Annotated in this window: 18 protein-coding genes and 1 pseudogene; 16 read left to right on the top strand and 3 right to left on the bottom strand. The window is 34.3% G+C overall.

Annotation, left to right across the window (positions count from 1 at the left end; all coding sequences use genetic code 11):
- Window positions 1-156: 156 nt before the first annotated feature.
- The 3 genes and pseudogenes from ABRY23_05950 (at window position 157) to ABRY23_05940 (ending at window position 2796) form a co-directional block, all read left to right on the top strand.
- The gene (locus tag ABRY23_05950; GenBank protein MFA3782593.1) at window positions 157-1674 is read left to right on the top strand and encodes a matrixin family metalloprotease; all 1518 of its coding nucleotides are present in this window, start codon (window positions 157-159) and stop codon (window positions 1672-1674) included.
- Between the two features lie 111 nt (window positions 1675-1785).
- Complete coding sequence (locus ABRY23_05945) at window positions 1786-2688, top strand: tol-pal system YbgF family protein (protein ID MFA3782592.1); 903 nt, start codon at window positions 1786-1788, stop codon at window positions 2686-2688.
- An 18-nt stretch (window positions 2689-2706) separates the two neighbouring features.
- A pseudogene (locus tag ABRY23_05940) lies at window positions 2707-2796 on the top strand (T9SS C-terminal target domain-containing protein).
- A gap of 93 nt (window positions 2797-2889) precedes the next feature.
- Here ABRY23_05940 and gdhA read toward each other — a convergent pair.
- From gdhA to ABRY23_05925, 3 genes are all read right to left on the bottom strand, one after another.
- Window positions 2890-4251, bottom strand: coding sequence for an NADP-specific glutamate dehydrogenase (gene gdhA / locus ABRY23_05935; GenBank protein ID MFA3782591.1), 1362 nt, complete (start codon window positions 4249-4251; stop codon window positions 2890-2892).
- 412 nt (window positions 4252-4663) lie between these two features.
- Window positions 4664-5437 (bottom strand): MlaE family ABC transporter permease, encoded by a 774-nt coding sequence (locus ABRY23_05930; GenBank protein MFA3782590.1) that lies wholly within the window; start codon window positions 5435-5437, stop codon window positions 4664-4666.
- 217 nt (window positions 5438-5654) lie between these two features.
- On the bottom strand, window positions 5655-7790 hold the full coding sequence (locus ABRY23_05925) for a GWxTD domain-containing protein (protein MFA3782589.1): 2136 nt from the start codon (window positions 7788-7790) through the stop codon (window positions 5655-5657).
- A 278-nt stretch (window positions 7791-8068) separates the two neighbouring features.
- On the opposite strand from ABRY23_05925, the gene ABRY23_05920 reads away from it, so the two are divergent.
- The 13 genes from ABRY23_05920 (at window position 8069) to panB (ending at window position 20174) form a co-directional block, all read left to right on the top strand.
- Window positions 8069-9139, top strand: a complete 1071-nt coding sequence (locus ABRY23_05920) for a branched-chain amino acid aminotransferase (GenBank protein MFA3782588.1) — start codon at window positions 8069-8071, stop codon at window positions 9137-9139.
- A gap of 151 nt (window positions 9140-9290) precedes the next feature.
- Window positions 9291-9923: a transcriptional repressor LexA gene (gene lexA / locus ABRY23_05915; GenBank protein MFA3782587.1), complete on the top strand. Its 633-nt coding sequence runs from the start codon at window positions 9291-9293 to the stop codon at window positions 9921-9923.
- An 11-nt stretch (window positions 9924-9934) separates the two neighbouring features.
- The gene (locus tag ABRY23_05910) at window positions 9935-10177 is read left to right on the top strand and encodes a hypothetical protein (protein ID MFA3782586.1); all 243 of its coding nucleotides are present in this window, start codon (window positions 9935-9937) and stop codon (window positions 10175-10177) included.
- 18 nt (window positions 10178-10195) lie between these two features.
- Window positions 10196-10567 (top strand): hypothetical protein, encoded by a 372-nt coding sequence (locus ABRY23_05905; protein ID MFA3782585.1) that lies wholly within the window; start codon window positions 10196-10198, stop codon window positions 10565-10567.
- 403 nt (window positions 10568-10970) lie between these two features.
- Entirely contained in the window at window positions 10971-11798 is an 828-nt protein-coding gene (locus ABRY23_05900; protein ID MFA3782584.1) for an isoprenyl transferase, read from the top strand.
- A gap of 52 nt (window positions 11799-11850) precedes the next feature.
- Window positions 11851-14253 (top strand): outer membrane protein assembly factor BamA, encoded by a 2403-nt coding sequence (gene bamA / locus ABRY23_05895; protein MFA3782583.1) that lies wholly within the window; start codon window positions 11851-11853, stop codon window positions 14251-14253.
- Between the two features lie 21 nt (window positions 14254-14274).
- Window positions 14275-14805, top strand: coding sequence for an OmpH family outer membrane protein (locus ABRY23_05890; protein MFA3782582.1), 531 nt, complete (start codon window positions 14275-14277; stop codon window positions 14803-14805).
- 21 nt (window positions 14806-14826) lie between these two features.
- The gene (locus tag ABRY23_05885) at window positions 14827-15342 is read left to right on the top strand and encodes an OmpH family outer membrane protein (protein ID MFA3782581.1); all 516 of its coding nucleotides are present in this window, start codon (window positions 14827-14829) and stop codon (window positions 15340-15342) included.
- 6 nt (window positions 15343-15348) lie between these two features.
- Window positions 15349-16410 carry a UDP-3-O-(3-hydroxymyristoyl)glucosamine N-acyltransferase gene (lpxD, locus tag ABRY23_05880; protein MFA3782580.1) on the top strand — a complete coding sequence of 354 codons (1062 nt, stop codon included), beginning with the start codon at window positions 15349-15351 and terminating at the stop codon, window positions 16408-16410.
- Window positions 16410-17840 (top strand): bifunctional UDP-3-O-[3-hydroxymyristoyl] N-acetylglucosamine deacetylase/3-hydroxyacyl-ACP dehydratase, encoded by a 1431-nt coding sequence (locus tag ABRY23_05875; protein MFA3782579.1) that lies wholly within the window; start codon window positions 16410-16412, stop codon window positions 17838-17840. Before lpxD ends, ABRY23_05875 begins: the two co-directional genes overlap by 1 nt.
- Window positions 17837-18616: an acyl-ACP--UDP-N-acetylglucosamine O-acyltransferase gene (lpxA, locus tag ABRY23_05870; GenBank protein ID MFA3782578.1), complete on the top strand. Its 780-nt coding sequence runs from the start codon at window positions 17837-17839 to the stop codon at window positions 18614-18616. Before ABRY23_05875 ends, lpxA begins: the two co-directional genes overlap by 4 nt.
- Window positions 18613-19362, top strand: a complete 750-nt coding sequence (locus ABRY23_05865; protein MFA3782577.1) for a biotin/lipoate A/B protein ligase family protein — start codon at window positions 18613-18615, stop codon at window positions 19360-19362. The genes lpxA and ABRY23_05865 overlap by 4 nt, the downstream gene beginning before the upstream one ends.
- Entirely contained in the window at window positions 19359-20174 is an 816-nt protein-coding gene (gene panB, locus ABRY23_05860) for a 3-methyl-2-oxobutanoate hydroxymethyltransferase (GenBank protein MFA3782576.1), read from the top strand. Before ABRY23_05865 ends, panB begins: the two co-directional genes overlap by 4 nt.
- Window positions 20175-20190: the final 16 nt, after the last annotated feature.

The raw sequence follows: 20190 nt of genomic DNA, 5'->3' as shown, positions 1-20190 counted from the left end.
GTTAATGGGACTTAAAAAGCTATAAAGTAACTAAACAGCATCGTCTTTATCAAAAAGTTGTTTTGTTAAAGACACGATTTTCCTTCATCCTTTTAGGAATGAAGAGCAGCAAGTAACTGTTAATAAAATTATATTATTTTTTAAGGAGGATAAAAAATGAAAACTTCCTTTGTAATTCTGTTTTTATCCTTATTCTTGTTTGTTTCGAATTATCGGGCTCAGTGCCCAGAACCTTATCCCACGTGGTATAGAACAATTACCACCTCAACATACAAATGGTATTGGGATAGAAACCTAAACGGGGCACAGTTTAGAGGATATAATTATTCAGATATCGACCCTGAAGAAGCAAAACAATGGGTTGTTTCAGCTATTAATGCTGCAGTAAATGCATGGAAAAGTGCGGTTAATGCAAAAGGGATAGTAATTTCGGATATGAGTGAAACCACCAATTATTCTGAAGCAAGTTTTCGAATAACATTTGAGCCAATGTCAGGTTATTTAGGGAATACACCAAACCCGCATGAATTAAAGATTAATTCAACCGAGATTTGGACACCTTATGCAAGCGTAGCACAAGCAGATCAAGCACGCGATATTTATACAGTTGTGCTGCACGAAATGGGACATATTTTTATGGGACCTGGACATAGCTACGATTCAACCAGCATAATGGTAGCTGGTGCAGGGAATGATAATGTCCCTGTTCGCAGGTCCCTTAATACTTGTGATCAAAAAATAGTACGGAGTTTTTACAATCCCCTTTGGGATATGATAATTGATAATAATTTTACCGACAACAGCGGTAACAATACACATGGACAGATAATTGCCAAGATAGGCAATGGTAATAATGTTACTTATACTGCTCCACGCATTTTAAACAATGTACCCGACGGAAATCTAACTTTAACTGCAGTTTCACCGCAAATTGATAATCAAGGTTACCAAAGAATCTGGTATAATGGTACTTATGCTGAACAAAGTAGATGGACATGGCGGGGTGTAATTAAATCATACGATCAATCATACTCGCACGAAGTAACTTACCATGATGATGGAACAACTTACATGGCAAATTTAACCCAGTACCGTGCAACAACAAGCGGTACACTTTCAGAAGACGAAACATGGTGGGCAAATGTCACCTTAACCGGCAATGTTACAGTTCCTTCTGGCATTACTTTAACTGTAACCTCTGATGTCACAGTTAATTTCAACGGCTACGGTATTTTACTTGACGGCGGCAGTGTAAACTTCCAAGGCGGCGACCCTAATTGTGTTTACTTAAAACAAAGCGGCTCGTTAAAAGGATACTTTGGAACTATTCAATCAGCAATTAATTATGCTTCCTCCAATCAAACAATCGAACTACAACCACGCACTTACAACGAAAACCCAAGCCTCAGCAGCAAATCTAACATCACTCTCACAGGTCAAGGACAAGGAAGCACTACATTGAATGGAAGTATTTCCGTCACAAATTCAAGTTACATTACCGTTTCCAACTTGACAATGGGCGGCGGGATAACATTAAACAACAGTACATGGACAGATTTCACAAACGCTACTATTACTGGTTCTAGGATTGCTACTAACTATGGCGGCTCAATGAACGAAATATGCTTTGTTAGTGCAAGTAATATTGGTGCATCATTTGGTTTAACCGCTTAAGATTGCACTGGAGATTTATACTATTCATCTATCTCCAACGGTGACGTCGCAGTTTATTTTACAAACAACGCCTCTTACAACATAGGCACAAACAACATCTTCTGTGGTAATTTGGTAGATATCGACGCAGAGTATGGCGCTTACGCTTATGCAATAAGCAATACTTACAGCCGTTCACCATACCCGGTTTATGGCAATGTATTTGTTACCGGAATAAATGATGTCTGCGGAATGCCAAAATCTGCAATAGCTGAAAGAACAAGTGAACCTAATTTTATTAATTCGCAGCTATTAAAAGAAGCAGACAAGAAATATCTTGAGCTGCTCAGAAAAATCAGCGAAGACACTAAAGCTGCTAAATACGATAAGAATAAGTATACAAACGATTTTACGGGTCTAATCAAAGATTATAAAAACATAGTTGAAACAGAAAAAGAAAGACAAGTAATTAAGGCAGCTTTATCTAAACTCAATCATCTGTACAAAGCAAAAGAAGACAAAAAATCGTTCAATAATTACTTAACACAATTAACTCTTAATAAAGAATATGAAGCATATCTTCCATATATAAATCGATATTTCATTTGGGATAATGTTGATGAAAAGAAGTATGAAAATTCAATAGCAACTGCAGATGAAATTTTAAGAACAACACAAGATGAAGACTTAACAAGTGAAATGCTTTATGAGAAAGGATTGATTTACAAGTATTACTTAGACAACCCAACCAAAGCAAAAGAAAGTTTCACAGAATTAATAGCAAAACATCAACAAAGTATATTAGCTGAATTTGCGGCAAGAGAAATGGGAATTAAACTTGAAAAGTCAGAGAAAAATAATGTTGTAATTAACAAGCAAGAAGAAGGTTACAGCCTTGACAATTATCCTAATCCATTTAATCCCACAACGCAAATTAAGTTTACAATTCCAGAGGCTGCATTTGTCATATTAAAAGTTTACAACACATTAGGACAAGAAATAGCAACACTTGTCAACGAGAAGAAAGAAGCGTGAACTTATGAAGTTAATTTTGATGCTTCACACCTTGCAAGCGGAGTGTATCTGTATACACTTACTTCTGGTAAAGTGACTATTTCTAAGAAGATGCTTTTAGTTAGATAAAAACCATTGTTAAACATAGGATGGTGTTTTACTTCAAAAACTAAAAACCTTGGAGGCAAGATTTATTAAATGCTAACCCCCAAGGTTTCTATTTTATACAATTCCTTGGTCAAGCATTGCATCTGCTACTTTTATAAATCCACCAATATTTGCACCGTTAACGTAATTACCCGGTGTGCCGTATTTTTCTGCTGTATCAACACATGTCTTATGAATATTTTTCATTATTAAGCGAAGTCTGTTATCAACCTCTTCGCGGGTCCAAGAATAGCGCATACTGTTCTGAGCCATTTCCAAGCCGGAGACAGCAACCCCTCCAGCGTTTGCAGCTTTGCCAGGTCCGTAAAGAATTTTATTCTCTAGAAATATATTTATGCCATCAATAGTAGTTGGCATATTTGCACCTTCACTTACCACATATACACCATTATTGATTAGATTTTGCGCATCCTTGCCGTTAATTTCATTTTGCGTAGCAGAAGGGAAAGCACAATGAGCTTTGTGATTCCAAAGTGGGTTATGATCAGCCGAAGGGTCGGTTTCTGTATAAACAGCATTTTTATATTTTTGTGCGTATTCTTTGATTCTACCTCTTCTTACGTTTTTTAAATCCATTACAAATCTTAATTTCTCTTCATCAATACCTTCTTCATCATAAATATAGCCGTTTGAATCTGAAAGAGTAACTACCTTACCACCAAGTTGTAAAATTTTTTCTACAGTATATTGAGCAACATTTCCACTGCCAGAAACTAAACAAATTTTCCCTTCAAGAGTTTCACCTCTCGTTGCAAGCATCTCTGAAGCAAAATAAACAGAACCATATCCAGTAGCTTCTGGACGAATCAATGAACCACCCCAATTTAGACCTTTACCAGTCAATACACCGGTAAATTCATTTCTTAATTTTTTATACTGACCGAACAAGAAACCAATTTCCCTTCCTCCAACGCCAATATCTCCTGCAGGTACATCTGTATTAGGTCCAATATGACGAAACAGTTCATTCATAAAGCTTTGGCAAAATCTCATAACCTCTGCATCACTCTTGCCTTTAGGGTCAAAATCAGAACCGCCTTTTCCTCCGCCCATTGGCAGAGAAGTTAGACTGTTCTTAAAAACTTGTTCGAAAGCAAGAAATTTTAAGATGCCTAAATTCACAGATGGGTGAAATCTCAAACCGCCTTTGTAAGGACCAATCGCACTATTCATCTCAATTCTAAAGCCTCTGTTAATTTGAACTTCGCCTTGATCATCAACCCACGGAACTCTGAACATTATAACTCGTTCAGGTTCAATAATTCTTTCTAAAATTTTTGCGGCACGATATTCAGGATGTCTTTCCAAAACTAAAACTAAAGAAGTAGCTACTTCATAAACTGCTTGATGAAATTCAGGCTCGTTAGGGTTTTTTGCTTTTACTTGTGCCATTAATTCTTTTACAAAGTCCGACATAACATCTCCTATAATGTTTTTAAATTAGTTAATGAAAGCAATTCCTTTTGGGAACGCATTCTAACTTCGCCAGGGATTCTCTGGCTACGTGTGAGGGTAATAAAATTCAATGTTCTTTTTTGTTTTGGGTGGGTCGTAATAATAGTACGTATTTTCATTAAAAGTGAACTAAGCCGCATTAATAACAAAATTAATAAAAGTCTTCTTTTTACAATTCCAACTTACAGGCATTCAGTAATAAGGTCAAGGTAAATTGTAAATATTACCAAGATTACCAAATTAGCAAATTACCAAGATTAGTAAGATTACAATAGTTGACAAGGTTACTAAATTGTAAGGGTTATATATATTATTTGAATGGCAGATTATAAGGATTATTCTTTATTTAGAATGGGAGGGGGATTAACGCTATTCAAAAATGTAACGTCCATAGTATATAATCTAATATTAGTATCATAGCAGAACTTACAACAAAAGATTTAATTGTTGAAAGTCCTACACCTTCTGCCCCGCCTTCTGTTCTAAATCCAATATGGCATCCAAGCAATGCAGTCACACCGCCAAAAATCATTCCCTTGATAAGGCCGAATGTAAAATCACCAAAGAGGAAGTATCTTTTTACCGATTCAAAAAAAACATCAAAAGAAACACCGAGAAAGTAATTCGAAATAAGATAAGCACCAATTACAGCTATTAGATCAGCAAAAATTACAAGGATTGGCATCATAATAATAGATGCAAAAAAACGCGGTGTAGCTAAAAAGCCAACTGGGCTAATTCCCATAGTTTCGAGTGCATCTATCTGCTCTGTTACTTTCATTGAACCGATTTCTGCAGCTATTGATGCACCTACTCTGCCTGCTATTACAATAGCGGTTAACACAGGTCCCAATTCAGTAATAATTGCTCTGCTTGTTGCAGTACCTAAAAAAGAAAGCGGTGCAATTCCCTTTAATTGATAGGCTGCCTGCCATGCAGAGACTGCACCAGTAAAAATTGCAATTATAAAAACAAGCGGAAGTGAATTAACTCCAATATGTTCCATCTGATAAAAAAAATCTTTATTGTTTTTAATCAGTCTTTTGAAATTTCTAAGTACGTCCAAAAACAAAGTTGATACTTGTCCCACTTCCTGAAAAAACTTTATTGTCTTCGCCCCTAAGAACTGTAAAAATTTTTTCAACATCGCCCTTTGAATTATATTAATCAAAAATAAGAAATAAACCTGTCAAATTACGATTGAAAGTTTTTTCTTACCTATCAAAAATTCTAATCGAACTTTTTCGCAAATACAAGATTTTGTAGAATAGCACTGTAGGTCGGGACGCCGTCCCGACTTACCGCCCCATTAACTTACACAAACTCAACAAGATCAATACCTGAGGTCGGAACGGTCTTCCGACCTACTCCAGAATAAATTCCGAAAAAGCTGAGGTTACTTCTCCGTTTGTATCATCCTTAATTTCAAGTTTCATTACGTATTCACCGGGTTGCAATTGACTCATATCGAACGCCTGGAAATTAGAAACGTTTGTCGAAGTATCCATAAAACTGTCTTTAATTGATAGACTATATTTTTTAGAGGAGAAAATTCCACTGATGAAATTCCAAATAAAATTTCCGGACTCTTTTCTTTCAATATTTACATTTATTGTATAGTGAACCAACCTATCTTTATCTTTTTTCAAGTTATAAATTTCATAGTAAACAAAAACATTATTTTTTTGATTGAATTTCCGGGAAGGGTTCGGGATTATTTTAAGAAATTTTCTGTCTCTCGACCCCGAATTATAAATCGACGAAATATCGAATGCTGTCTCAAGCGAGCTGCATTGAAATTTGCCGTTTTCAAAATTTTTCAATTCTTGTTTAAATTTTACAGCAAAGACCTTTTTCTGTTTGGGCAAATAAATATCAAAACAAACAAAGTATAACCCCGCTTTCAATGGAACTTCATATTTGTCGATAAAAAGACTATCATAAGCATTTACAGAAAGTGCAGTTTCATCACGGTAATTTTTTACCATATGAAAAACTGGATTAATGGAAGCATCGTAAATTGTAATTGCAGATTCAAAATTAAGACTGTCTTTTTTCTGAAATTCCTTAGTCAATTCTGATGTAGGTACTGCAAATGAGAGCACTAAAAAACTCAAGTATGAAACGTCTTTGAATTGTGATACTGAATAATACGCATCTAAAAATTTCAAATCTTCCGGCCAATTAAATTTATCTGTAGTTAACACTGTTTCAATTGATTTTACGCCTTCCTTCAAAATATCTGAAAAGGTATTGCTGTTTGGGTCTAAATCGTGATACCTAGAATCCCATACAGCCAATCTTTCGTTAATAAACTTATCAGTAAATCCAGGCACAAGTTTCCAATAATTTGCAGGTGCATTAAAGCTCTTTTCGAAATGAAAAATCATTTTGGAAGTTTTTGATGTTTCATTGTACAACCAAGAGATTACATCTGAAGTTGAAGAAGAAGTCAAATTAGATATTTCATTTGGTTGTCCAAACCGAAGATATACTATACCTTGATCATTAAACCTATTATTTAACTTATACCAAAGCGGATAGTTTATAATATCTAATTTATTGGGATCATAAATTGTTAATCTAAGTCCATCGTACCAGAAATTTTTTTCAGCATAAATTATTCTCTTATAGTACTCAGTTAAATACAAGTTGTAAGGCATAGAAGGATATGGATTTCTGCCAAACCAAAATGATTTAATAAATTGTTTAATATCATCAGCGGTCTTAAGAGTTTTGAACACTGAATAATCTTTTTCATTAAATAAAAAAACAAGATCATTTAAGAGGAAATTACCTTCTACGGTATCTGAGACTGAACTTACTGCATTCCAGTAAATCTCCGCTGCTTTCTGAGGATTTTCTTCTTGCAAATACAATTTCACTAACGATATATAGGCAGGTGTAAGAGATATATTCTTTTTTGCAATAATAGAGTTAAAAATTTCTTTAGCCTGGTCAAGACGATTAGTATTTCGATACAATTCGCCTAAGCAATACATATCAAAGTCAGACTTAGGATTGGACAGCCACTTTTCCAAATTATCGTTATCTTCATTATGGAATACAACATCGTACAAATAAAAAACACCTTTTCGAACTTCGCTTATGTTGTTTTTAATTTTCAATTGATGTCGAACTAAGTCCAATGCTTCAAAATAATTTTTCTTGTATAATTGAAGCAAAGCATATTGATAAAACACGTCTTTAAAAGTTGAATCTAACTTAATAACATTCTTAAAATGATTTTCGGAGCTGTTCCATCTAAAAATTCTTGAAATTGGGTCGGCAATAAGTGCCTTTTCTCTTTGAGCAACCGCAAAGTAATAATTTGCATAAAGATTCAAAGGGTCGGCATCTAAAACTTTGTCAAAGATAGAAAGTACATTTCCCCATTCTTTTTTATTAAGTTCACTTGTGCCGATATTTATTAATGAATCAATCTGAGTATCAGTCAACTTTGATTGTGCACAGAAATTCGAGTATCCAGTTAACAGCATTAATAAACAACATAATATTAATAATCCTTTACGCACTTTCAGCATCTACTTTTTTTAATAGATTTATACTCATATTAAAGAATATAACAGAAGTACATATTTAATTATCAAAATAAAAGCTGAATCTAAATTAAATAAAAAAAACCAATACTACCTTTGCCTATTAGAGGTATTTTTTTATATTTGAAATCAAAAATGAATCAACGCAAATAACAAGGAATCACTCACACATAATTTTAAAAATAAACTGACCGTCATTAAACTAAGAAGGTGATAAAATGATTGATATCCATTATGAAACTGCAGAAAAAGAATCAAAAGTTGTACTTCCAGAGAAATTAGTTTTCGGAAGAACTTTTACAGACCATATTTTTGAGATGGATTATGATTCTGCATTAGGCGGGTGGCACAATCCAACTATCAAAAAAATTCATAATTTAAGTCTTCACCCAGCTTCGATGGTTTTTCATTATGGACAAGCGATTTTCGAAGGATTAAAAGCTTACAAGCAAGTAGGTGGTCGTATTGCATTATTTAGACCGGAAAAAAATGCTGAAAGATTTAATAACTCTGCTGCAAGAATGAGTATGCCGCAGATTGACTCAAACCTGTTCCTTAAAGCTATCAAAGAACTGGTAAGAATTGATAAGGATTGGATACCCACAAAACCCGGTTATTCACTTTACATCAGACCATTTATGATAGCAACTGAACCTTGTTTTGGTGTTCGACCATCTGAAAATTACAAATTCATTATTATGCTAAGTCCTGTTGGACCTTATTATCCAGAAGGGTTCAAGCCAGTTCCAATTATGGTTACAGATAAATATGTTCGGGCGGTTCGCAAAGGAACAGGCGAAGCTAAGGCTGCTGGCAATTATGCCGCGGGTTTAGCTGCACAAGTAGAAGCAAAAGCCGAAGGATATACACAAGTCCTATGGCTAGATGCTATTGAACAAAAGTTTATTGAAGAAGTCGGCGCTATGAACATTTTCGTAAGATTTAAAGATGAAGTGGCAACTCCCGCCTTAGCTGGCTCTATTTTGCCTGGTGTAACAAGAGCATCTGTAATTCAATTACTTAAAGATTGGGGTTACAATGTCTCTGAACGAGCTATATCTATTAATGAAATTCTTGATAGTTATAAAAAAGGAACTTTGGTAGAAATATTTGGTACTGGAACCGCAGCAGTTATCTCATCAGTAAGTCGGCTTAAATATAAAGATGAATTAATAAAATTCAGTGATACAGAAGCTGGCGAATTGAGCACAAAACTATACGATGAACTAACAGGCATCCAATACGGGAAAATTGAAGACCGTTACAATTGGATAACTTACGTTGATTAGTCGCTTCCAATAATGAATATCTAAGTCTTGCCAAGCCGCATTTGATAAAGTGCGGCTTATTTGTCCCCTTAAAAACCTCCTCTTTTTTTAGGAAATTCTTGACACGTGTACATCAGTTCACTATATTTGCAGTGAACAAATGGACACCAAAATGAAAAATGAATTAACAAATCGGCAAAAAGAAATATTAGAATTTATTCAACAACATGTAGATTTTAATGGTTATCCTCCTACTTACCGAGAAATTGGCAAGAAATTCAATATATCGAGCACTTTTGGGGTAAAAAGGCATATTGATGCATTAATAAAAAAAGGTTTCCTTACTAATGAGAGCAATCAAAGTCGTACCCTTTCAATTATACCGCTGAGCAATAAACATATTAAACAACAAGAAAATTTTATTTCACTGCCAATTATTGGCAGAGTTGCAGCTGGACAACCAATATTAGCAGAAGAAAATATTGAAGGCAATATTTTAGTCGATATAAGCATAATTAAAAGAAAAACAGATTGTTTCGGATTAAAAGTTCGCGGTGACAGTATGATTAATGCTGGAATTTTAGAAGGCGACCTTGTAATAGTATCCCCTCAAAAAGAAGCTGCAAGCGGTGATATTGTAATAGCCCTAATTGGTGATGAAGCAACAATGAAAAGATTCATTAAGAAAGAAAACAAAATAATTCTACATCCAGAAAATGAATCTTATGCAGATATTGAAATTTCTAATACAGAAAACTTCAACATAATTGGGAAAGTAATAGGCGTTTTTAGAACATATAATTAACGAGGCATTTCATGAAAACATTATTATTCTCATCAGCTATTTTCAATAGAAATAAAATTCAATTCCTTTATGGAATGAATAAAATTTCTTTGGAACCTTACTATATATCTAAGAATAAAAGGGGTAAAAAAGTGCTCTATGGAAGAGTAGAAAATTCAAACGAGATAAAAATGTTTGAGTATGATAAAATATATAACATTAAGATAATCACTAATAAAAAATTTTCACCCATTATACCAATTTTATTAACATAAAGATTAGGGTATTGTCTTATGCCTTCTAATAGTGAAAAAGTTGATAAGCTAATTGACCATTTATGGAAAAACGGATTTCTAACTTTAAGTAGAAAGTACGGCAAGTATTTGCCTGAGCCAAAACCAATTGGTGGTTATGATGTAGATGCAATTGCAAAGTATAAAAAAAAGATTGCGATTGGAATAATTTTAACTCCCGATGAAATTAATGACCCCAAGTTAATTAGTAAACTATATTTCCTTGCCAAGAAAAACTCAAGATTCTCGAATAACAAAATAACTTTGTTCTTAGGTGTCCCGGCCGAACTAGAAGAAAAAACTCGCTTAATTATTTCTACCTTAGAACCCGACTTAAAAAGTCAAATTAAAGTTGTTGTTATAAATAAATAGGAACTTCTGAAAAAATATTTTTTGTTACACTTGCAAAACCCACTAACGTTGTTTGTATTGTAGAACTATATATGGGAGTTGTAGTTCTGGCGCAGGAAGGAATTTATAATTAACCCAAAAAATTCATGAGAAGTGACCACTTAGTGGTATATCATCATAGTTATTACTACTATTCATATAATTTGTTTAATTCACTTTTCACGAAGTGTGGGAATCCACCACTTCGTGGATGGATTCCCATTTTCCTAACTCGGTAGCAGTCTGGCCTGCCAGCAAGCTGGTGGAAAATTTGGGATTAACTACAATTAAAATCATTATGAAAATAATATGACCTTAGGTTTTCTTGACATTTATAGCATTGGAAACTATTTTTTCTAGTCTAAAATTAAATTAAGGTTATGCATTGGCTCGTCGGTTATCTAAATCAGACGAAAAGTTAATATTAGAGGTAAAGCAAAGAGGCAATATTCCCAAACATATTGCAATTATTATGGATGGGAATGGTAGATGGGCAAAAAAAAGAGGGCTGCCAAGAGTTGCAGGCCATCAAAGAGGAGTTGATTCTGTACGAGAAGCAGTTGAAACTTGCGTGGGACTTGGGGTTAAAGTTCTAACCCTTTACACCTTTTCAACTGAAAATTGGAAGCGCCCAAACGAAGAAGTATCGACTTTAATGCGTTTGATAGTTAAAAGTTTACAAAATGAAACTGATGAACTAAACTCTAATAACATCAGATTAACTTCAATTGGCGATGAAAATTCCTTGCCAGCTGTTGTTCAAAACGAATTAAATTTTGCAATAGCTAAAACAGCCCATAACACAAAAATGATTTTGAATTTAGCATTAAGCTACAGCGGCAGATGGGAACTAACTCAAGCTGTAAGGAATATAACTCGGCAAGTCAAAGAAGGGAAATTAAAACCTGAAGATATTGACGAAAACATAATTTCGAATTCCCTTTCTACAGCGGGTTTACCAGATCCCGACTTGTTAATAAGAAGCGGTGGTGAGTTTCGGATTAGCAATTTTTTATTATGGCAAATTGCTTATTCAGAAATTTTCATATCGGAAGTACTATGGCCAGATTTCAGGTGCAAACATCTGCTGCAGGCAGTTAAAGATTTTCAAAAAAGAGAAAGAAGATTTGGTCTTGTAAGTGAACAATTATCACAAAAGAAGAATAACAATATTGACAACGCAAAATTCTTTTCGCACGCAGTTAAAATTTAGCCTTATTTTAATATTAATTTTTCACCTTAATATTTTATCCCAACAACAAAGGGTGAGTTACAGAATTCTAGGCATTTCTGTGCAAGGGAATAAATCAACTGACCCTTCAACAATTATTGCAAATTCAGGGCTAAAAGTTGGTGATGAAATCGAAATACCAAGTGATCAAACTGTTAATGCCATAAAAAGACTATGGAAGCTTGGCATTTTTGATGATATCCAAATACTAATCGACAAAAAAATTGACACGGGAATTTTCTTACTTATAAAAGTAAAAGAATACCCGCGCTTAGAGAAAATAATAATTCGTGGCAACGATGAACTAAGCACAGATGATATTAATAAAAAAATTACAATCGTAAGAGGACAATCAATTAAGCCGAGTGATATCTACAAAATTAAAAATGATATAAAAAACTTATACATAGACGACGGCTTTTTAAACGCGGTTATTACACCTAAAGAATTTGTTTTTGCTAACGCAGATACAAGCGGCGAGAAAATAATTATTACATGGACAAACGAAAAAGATAGTACCGACCATTACGAAACAGAGTATGAAAAAGGAGATTTAACTTCAATCAATTCTATTGACAGAATTAAAGACAGAGTAGTTTTGCTATATGACATAAAAGAAGGAAATCAAGTTACAATTAACAAAATTATTTTTGTGGGAAATAAAGCTTTTGACGATGATAAATTAAAAAGCCAATTCGACGATACTCAAGAACCTAAATGGTGGAAATTTTGGTCAAAGCCAAAATTCAACAAGGATAAGTTTAAGGAAGACGAAAAACTCTTAGAAAAGTTTTATAGAAAAAACGGCTATATCGACTTTTTAATTCTTGGCGATAGTATTGCATATTCTCCAGACAAAACTAAACTTGATATTATTGTAAAAGTCTACGAAGGTCCTCAATATAAAGTAAGAAACATCAACATTGAAGGTAATACTGTTTATTCAGACCAAGCGATTTTAGAAAGGTTAGATTTCAAAAAAGGTGACGTTTTTGACTTAGAAAAATTTAATAACAACCTCCACTTTAACGAAAAGCAATCTGACATTTCCTCTATGTACCAAGATAATGGTTTTCTGCTATTCAATATAGACACAAAAGAAACACGTATAGAACCTGATTCCATAGATATTGATATAAAGATTACTGAAAACAACCGATTCAAAATTGGCAAAGTGGAAATCTCCGGCAACAGCAAAACTATGGACAAAGTAATTAGACGAGAACTATACACAGTACCAGGCGATTATTTCAGTCGAGCTATGATTATAAGAAGCATTCAACAACTTGCCAATTTACAATATTTTAATGCCGAAGCTCTTTACAAAGGAGTCAATTACAACCCAGTAAACGATAGTACAGTAAACATCTCTTACAAAGTTGAGGAAAAATCGAGTGATTACTTAAATGCTTCGGTAGGTTACAGCGGCGCTTTTGGTTTTAGTGGCTCAATTGGATTTACTTTAACAAATTTTTCTTTGCAGCATCCATTTAGTATGGGGGCAGGACAAATACTTAACTTTAACTGGCAATTTGGCGTTGGGAACTATTACAGAACTTTCTCCCTCGGTTTTACCGAACCTTGGTTTATGGATACTCCTACTTCAGTCGGTTTTAATATGTTTGACACTAGACAAAGATATGTTTTTGACCTTCGACAATCAGGTGTTAGTTTTCAGGTTGGAAGAAGACTAAAATGGCCTGATGACTATTTTTATGTTCAAGGGGAGGGAAGATTCCAATACAATGACGTAATCGATGGAGCTAACTATTACGCTGAAGGGCTTAGCAGACAATATACAGTAGGAGTAACTATCTCACGTACAAATATTGATGATCCAGTTTTCCCATCTCAAGGCTCCAGGGTTTCTCTTAACAGTGAAATTTCAGGCGGTCCTTTTTTGCCAGGTAATGTTAATTATTATAAAATTCTATTTAATACTGAATTCTACAAACCGATGTTCAATACAAACAAAATTGTACTTTATACTGGTTTTAACTTAGGATATATAAAAGAATTAGAAGCTGGCACGCCTATTCAACCATTCGACTATTTTTACATGGGGGGTAATGGACTAATAATTGCAACAACACCTTTGAGAGGATATGAAGATAGAAGCATAGGACCCAGAAATTCAGCTGGCGATGTAATAGGTTCCAGAGTTATGGAAAAAATAACAGTTGAACTTAGAGCTTCACTTGCAAGAGAACCTATACCAATATATATATTAGCATTTGCAGAAGCAGGTAATGTTTTCCTAAATTTGAAACAGACAGATCCATTTGATTTGAAAAGGTCTGCCGGTATTGGTGCTAGAATTTTAATTAATCCAATTGGACTGCTTGGTTTTGATTACGGCTATGGCTTCGACCGATTTAGTGTTGACGGTCAAAAACCACAATGGATTTTCCATTTTCAATTTGGTAAAGGATTTTAACAACAAACTTTAGAGGTTATCGTGAAAAAAATCATAATGCTTTTTCTCGCTTTTTTATTTGTATCAAATTTTTATGCCCAAACAAATTCAGCGCTAAAAATTGGGTATATTGATTCTGAAATAATTTTATCACAATACTCAGAAGCAGTTAAAGCTAAAAGCGACTTGGACGCGCTGGTAGCAAAATGGAGGGCAACTTTAGACAGTATGGCAACCGATTATCAAAATGAAATTGCCAACTATCAAAAACAATCTAACACAATGACACCTGAAAAACAAAGAGAAGCTCAACAGAAAATTCTTGAAAAGGAACAGAAAATTCAGAATTTTAGGGACCAGAAGTTTAGTCAACCAAATGGAGAATATTTTACTCAACAGGATAAAATTATGGCTCCCGTAAAAAAGAAAATATTTGATGTAATTAACCAAATTGCTAAAGAAGAGGGTATGCAATTTGTTTTTGATAAGGCTGGTGATGTTGTACTTCTTTATGCTGACCCTCAATATGATATTACATACAAAGTGCTGGACAGGCTAAAGAGAGGCAAATAAAAAATTTTTGGAAAGATCAAAATGAAAACCAAAACCATATTTTTAACTATCTTTATATTAATTTTTTGTTCTGCAACAGGCTTAGCACAACTAAAAATCGGTTATGTCGATTCCGACACTATAATGAAACAATTACCCGATGCTCAAGACACACAACGAAAATTAGATGCTATTATTAAAGAGTGGCAGGAAGAACTTAATAAAATGGAAAAAGACTGGAAAACTAAATATGATGATTACCAAAGAAGAAAACTTGTCCTAAGCGAACAAAAAAGAGCAGAAATTGAAAAGGAACTTGTAAATATGGAAGACCAAATAAATAAATTTAGACAAGATAAGTTTGGTGTTAAAGGTGAACTTTTCCAGAAACAAGAAGAACTAATGAAACCCATTCAAAACAGAATTTTTAATGCAATTCAAGAAGTAGCCAAAGAAGGCGACTACGACTTTATATTTGACAGAAGTGGTGATATAATGTTCTTATATGCAAAAGAACAATACGATGTTACCAATCTCGTTCTTGAAAAATTAAAATGAAATTATATGAAAATAACATTAAAAGAAGCCGCCGATTTAGTCGGCGGCAATCTTATTGGCGACCCAAACTTAGAGATAACTAACGTCGCCAAAATTGAAGAAGCAAAAAAAGGCGACCTCACTTTCCTATACCTATCCAAATATGAAAAATATTTACCCACAACTAAGGCAAGCGCTGTTCTAATTAAACCGGATTTTAACAAATCAAATAAAAACACTAATTATATTGAGGTCGATAACCCTAACGCTGCCCTTCAAAAAATTATAGTTACTTACTTCAAGCCGGAATTAAAAATTTCAGGCATCGACCCATCCGCTTATATCGATAAATCTGCTAAAATTGGTAGAAATGTAAAAATTGGTAAAAATGTGGTTATAAGCGAAAATTGCATAGTAAATGATAACACTATTATTCTGCACAATAGTGTATTAATGGAAAATGTTAAAATTGGTGAAAACTGCATAATCTACCCAAATGTAACTATAAGAGAAAATTGCATATTGGGTAATAATGTTATTGTTCATTCGGGAACTGTTATTGGGTCTGACGGCTTTGGTTATATTCAAGACGAGGGAAAAAAATATAATAAAGTTCCACAAATTGGCAATGTAATTTTAGAAGATGATGTTGAACTTGGCTCGAATGTATCAATTGATAGAGCTACCTTAGGTTCAACAATAATAAAAAGAGGCACTAAGATTGACAACTTAGTCCAAGTAGCACATAATGTATTGATTGGTGAAAACACTGTAATTTCTGCTCAGGTTGGAATTTCTGGAAGTACAAAAATTGGCAATCAATGCGTTATTGCAGGTCAAGCCGGATTTGTGGGCCACATAGAAATAGCAGATAACGTATTAATTGGTGCACAATCAGGAGTTTCAAAATCAATAACCAAAGCTGGGAAATACAGAGGTACCCCAATAGAAGAATTAAACTCTCAACTAAAATATGAAGCACATATAAGAAATTTGCCCTTCTATTCCGAAAAGATTAAAAAATTAGAAGAAAAAATTGCATTTTTAGAAGCAAAAATTTCAGAATTAGCAAGAAGGGAAAAAAATTAATGTTAGAACTACAACGAACTATTGGTAAAGCTGTTTCAATATCTGGGATTGGCTTGCATACAGGTACACAATGCACCCTCACCTTTAAACCAGCACCAGAAAATTACGGGATTAGATTTGTTAGAGTAGACTTGGGCGGCAGACCTGAAATACCAGCAAATGTAGATTATGTAATTGATATATCAAGAGGAACTACTTTAGGACTTGGAGATGCCAAGGTTCATACAGTAGAACACGTTCTCGCTGCAATTGTTGGGCTTCAAATAGATAATATCATAATTGAACTTGACGGCATTGAACCACCAGTCGGCGATGGAAGCGCAATGCCTTTCGTTGAAAAGTTATTAGAAGCTGGTTTTGTTACTCAAGATGCACCAAAAGATTATCTTTATATTGACCAAACAGTAATTTACCATAGTGAAGAGGACCACACTATAATTGATATTGCAGCTCTGCCTTTAGACGGCTACAGAATTACACTTATGGTCGACTATCAAAACCCGGCTTTAGGAAGCCAGCATACTGGTTTATTTGACCTGGAAAAAGAGTTTGTTAAAGATTTCGCACCTGCAAGAACATTTTGCTTTTTAAGCGAAGTAGAGATGCTTGCAGAAAAAGGTTTAATAAAAGGCGGCACTTTAGATAATGCTGTTGTAATTGTTGACCATTCTTATGAAGAAGAAAGACTTAAAAAACTTCAAAAAAAATTAAATCTCAAAGAACTGCCAAAAGTTGGCTCAACAGGTATATTAAATGATACACCCCTTCGATTTAAAAACGAACCAGCCCGTCACAAACTATTAGATATGCTTGGCGACTTAGCTTTAATTGGTGTGCCTATTAAAGCACAGGTTCTTGCTGCAAGACCAGGTCACAAAGCCAACGTAGAATTTGCTAAAAAGATAAGAGCACTTTATCAACAAAAAAAGTTAGTAAGAAAATACCAATTCGTAAAAAAAGAAGGTGTCGTATTCGACGCTAATGCTATTCAGAGAATTCTTCCTCACCGTTATCCGTTCTTAATGGTGGACAAAATTGTTGAGCTCGAACTTGAAAAAAAAGTTGTAGGAATTAAATCTGTTACAATAAATGAACCTTTTTTCCAGGGGCATTTCCCTACTCAACCGGTGATGCCTGGCGTTTTAATTTTAGAAGCCATGGCGCAAGTTGGCGGAATTTTATTGCTTAATACTTATTTTAATTTAGAAAATAAACTCGTTTACTTCATGAGCATCAACAATGCCAAATTTAGAAAACCCGTTACACCTGGTGATCAGCTTATCTTGGAAGCAGAGATTATAAGTAAAAAAAGCAAGTATTATTCTATTAAAGGCAGTGCTTTTGTCGAAAACAACCTCGTTGCCGAAGCAGAATTTATGGCCGCTGTAGTTGACAATGAAAATAAATCACAAAACAATAATAACAAATGACTGATATTCACCCTACCGCAATTGTAAGTCCCCATGCAATTTTAGGTGAAAATGTTACCATAGGACCATATGCAGTAATCTATGATGATGTGGTAATTGGCAATGATTGCAAGATTGGTCCACACGCTGTAATTTATGATGGCGCCAGAATTGGAAATCGAGTGAAAATATTTCAAGGAGCTTCAATTGCAAACATACCACAGGACCTAAAATTCAAGGGCGACCAAATGACTTACTTTTACATTGGTGATGACACTATCATTAGAGAATTTGCTACTTTACATCGTGGTACTAACGCAACAGGTAAATCTTCAATTGGAAAAAATACTTTAATTATGGCTTATGCACATGTTGCACATGATTGTTACATAGGCAATAACTGTATTATTGTAAACAGTGTACAGATAGGTGGACATGTAACCATTGAGGATTGGGCAATTATAGGAGGGTCGACCCCAGTGCATCAATTTTGCAAAGTTGGTCAACATGCAATGGTCGGCGGCGGATACAAAGTTTCATCTGACGTTCCACCTTATGTGCTTGCCGGAAGAGAACCGCTTCGTTATGAGGGACTTAACATTGTTGGTCTAAAAAGAAGAGGCTTTACCACCGAGGATATAAACACCTTAAAAAAAGCTTATCAGATTCTATACGATTCAGGACTGCTGTTCTCAGATGCAAAAGAAAAACTCCGAAATGAATACTCAGATAACCCGCTGGTACAAAATATTGTAAAATTTTTAGATAACAGCACAAGAAGTATCATACGAAAATGAACTGGCATTTAATACAAAGCGGTTTTTCCACAGGTCAATTTAATATGGAATTCGACTATCAATTAGCTTTAAATTGTAAAGAGGACGATGCTTATTTTAGATTATATCGTTGGAAACCTTTTTGTATTTCGATAGGAGCTAACCAAAATTTTTCAGATGTCAATTTAATCAAAGCTGAAGAAGATGGAATTGATGTGGTTAAAAGACCAACAGGCGGTCGCGCAATCTTACATGCCGAAGAATTAACATACTCTGTCATAATTCCATTAAGTTATTCATTAACTCCTAAAGAAATTTACTATAAAACTTCTATAGCCTTAATAAAAGGATTATCTTTATATAACCCAGCTTTATCTAAAGCCGAACTGGAACCTTCTCAGCCCTACTTCCCTTCTGTGGTTAATTCTCCAACTGGTTTAATTTGTTTTGCATCAACAGCAAAAAATGAAGTAAAATTCCATGGTAGAAAATTAATTGGAAGTGCACAACGAAAAATGCAAAATACAGTCTTACAACATGGGTCAATTTTATGCGGTGACTTCCATAAAAAATTACCTGATTATTTAGCTCTTAATCAACAACAAAAAGAAAACTTGAAAAAAGAATTATCAGAAAAAACAATAGAAATTGAATCAATAGTGAATAAAAGAGTCGACTACGAAAGATTATCTGAGTGCATAATTATAGGATTTGAAAATGAATTCAAAATTGATTTTATTGATACAACAATAAAGAGTACAATATGAGTATTCAAAAAGATTTTAAAAGAATTACTACTAAGTCTCTTCAGCTGCTAAAAGAACAAAAAATAAAAATAACTGCATTAACGGCCTATGATTTTATAACAGCAAAAATTCTGGATAAGGCTGGCATAGATATAATTCTTGTCGGGGATTCACTAAGCAACGTTTTTCAAGGCAACGATACGACCTTACCTGTTACAATGGATGAAATGATTTATCATACCAAAGCTGTTGCCAAAGGAGTTGAAAGGGCAATGATTGTAGTTGATATGCCGTTTATGTCATACCAGACCAATCCAGATGAGGCATTTAGAAATGCAGGACGAATAATGAAAGAAACGCCGGCAAGCGCAGTAAAACTTGAGGGTGGTAAACGCATAGCTGAAACAGTTAAAAAAATTACTGAGGTTGGAATTCCTGTTATGGGTCACGTTGGTCTGCTTCCGCAAAGCATTCATTCCTATGGAAGCTATGAGGCGCGCGGAAAAAGTGTTAAAGAAGCAAAAGCAATCACCGAAGACGCAATTGCACTCGAACAGGCCGGAGCTTTTGCAGTAGTGCTGGAAAAAGTGCCGGCTAAACTGGCTAAATCAATTTCAAGTAAACTGAAAATACCGACAATTGGTATAGGTGCTGGAGCTTTTTGCGATGGTCAGATTCTTGTTACGCCTGATATGCTTGGGCTCAATGTTGATTTCCATCCAAGATTTGTAAGATATTATGCTAATCTCGCCGAAGAAATTGATATAGCAGTGAAAAAATATATCGATGATGTAAAAAATGGAAAATTTCCAACCGCTAAAGAAAGTTATTAATTAAATGCTTTTCTAC

Source organism: Melioribacteraceae bacterium 4301-Me, assembly GCA_041538185.1.
GTDB lineage: Bacteria > Bacteroidota > Ignavibacteria > Ignavibacteriales > Melioribacteraceae > Pyranulibacter > Pyranulibacter aquaticus.
This window is presented reverse-complemented; position numbering and strand designations above follow the sequence as displayed.

What these genes read in the sequence shown, in the direction of transcription:
- panB (MFA3782576.1), top strand. Translation starts at nt 19,359, where the DNA reads ATGAGTATTCAAAAAGATTTTAAAAGAATTACTACTAAGTCTCTTCAG.
- ABRY23_05920 (MFA3782588.1), top strand. Translation starts at nt 8,069, where the DNA reads ATGATTGATATCCATTATGAAACTGCAGAAAAAGAATCAAAAGTTGTA.
- ABRY23_05865 (MFA3782577.1), top strand. Translation starts at nt 18,613, where the DNA reads ATGAACTGGCATTTAATACAAAGCGGTTTTTCCACAGGTCAATTTAAT.
- ABRY23_05925 (MFA3782589.1), bottom strand. Translation starts at nt 7,790, where the DNA reads ATGCTGTTAACTGGATACTCGAATTTCTGTGCACAATCAAAGTTGACT.
- ABRY23_05950 (MFA3782593.1), top strand. Translation starts at nt 157, where the DNA reads ATGAAAACTTCCTTTGTAATTCTGTTTTTATCCTTATTCTTGTTTGTT.
- ABRY23_05875 (MFA3782579.1), top strand. Translation starts at nt 16,410, where the DNA reads ATGTTAGAACTACAACGAACTATTGGTAAAGCTGTTTCAATATCTGGG.
- lexA (MFA3782587.1), top strand. Translation starts at nt 9,291, where the DNA reads ATGAAAAATGAATTAACAAATCGGCAAAAAGAAATATTAGAATTTATT.
- ABRY23_05910 (MFA3782586.1), top strand. Translation starts at nt 9,935, where the DNA reads ATGAAAACATTATTATTCTCATCAGCTATTTTCAATAGAAATAAAATT.
- ABRY23_05885 (MFA3782581.1), top strand. Translation starts at nt 14,827, where the DNA reads ATGAAAACCAAAACCATATTTTTAACTATCTTTATATTAATTTTTTGT.
- lpxA (MFA3782578.1), top strand. Translation starts at nt 17,837, where the DNA reads ATGACTGATATTCACCCTACCGCAATTGTAAGTCCCCATGCAATTTTA.
- gdhA (MFA3782591.1), bottom strand. Translation starts at nt 4,251, where the DNA reads ATGTCGGACTTTGTAAAAGAATTAATGGCACAAGTAAAAGCAAAAAAC.
- lpxD (MFA3782580.1), top strand. Translation starts at nt 15,349, where the DNA reads ATGAAAATAACATTAAAAGAAGCCGCCGATTTAGTCGGCGGCAATCTT.
- ABRY23_05905 (MFA3782585.1), top strand. Translation starts at nt 10,196, where the DNA reads ATGCCTTCTAATAGTGAAAAAGTTGATAAGCTAATTGACCATTTATGG.
- ABRY23_05930 (MFA3782590.1), bottom strand. Translation starts at nt 5,437, where the DNA reads ATGTTGAAAAAATTTTTACAGTTCTTAGGGGCGAAGACAATAAAGTTT.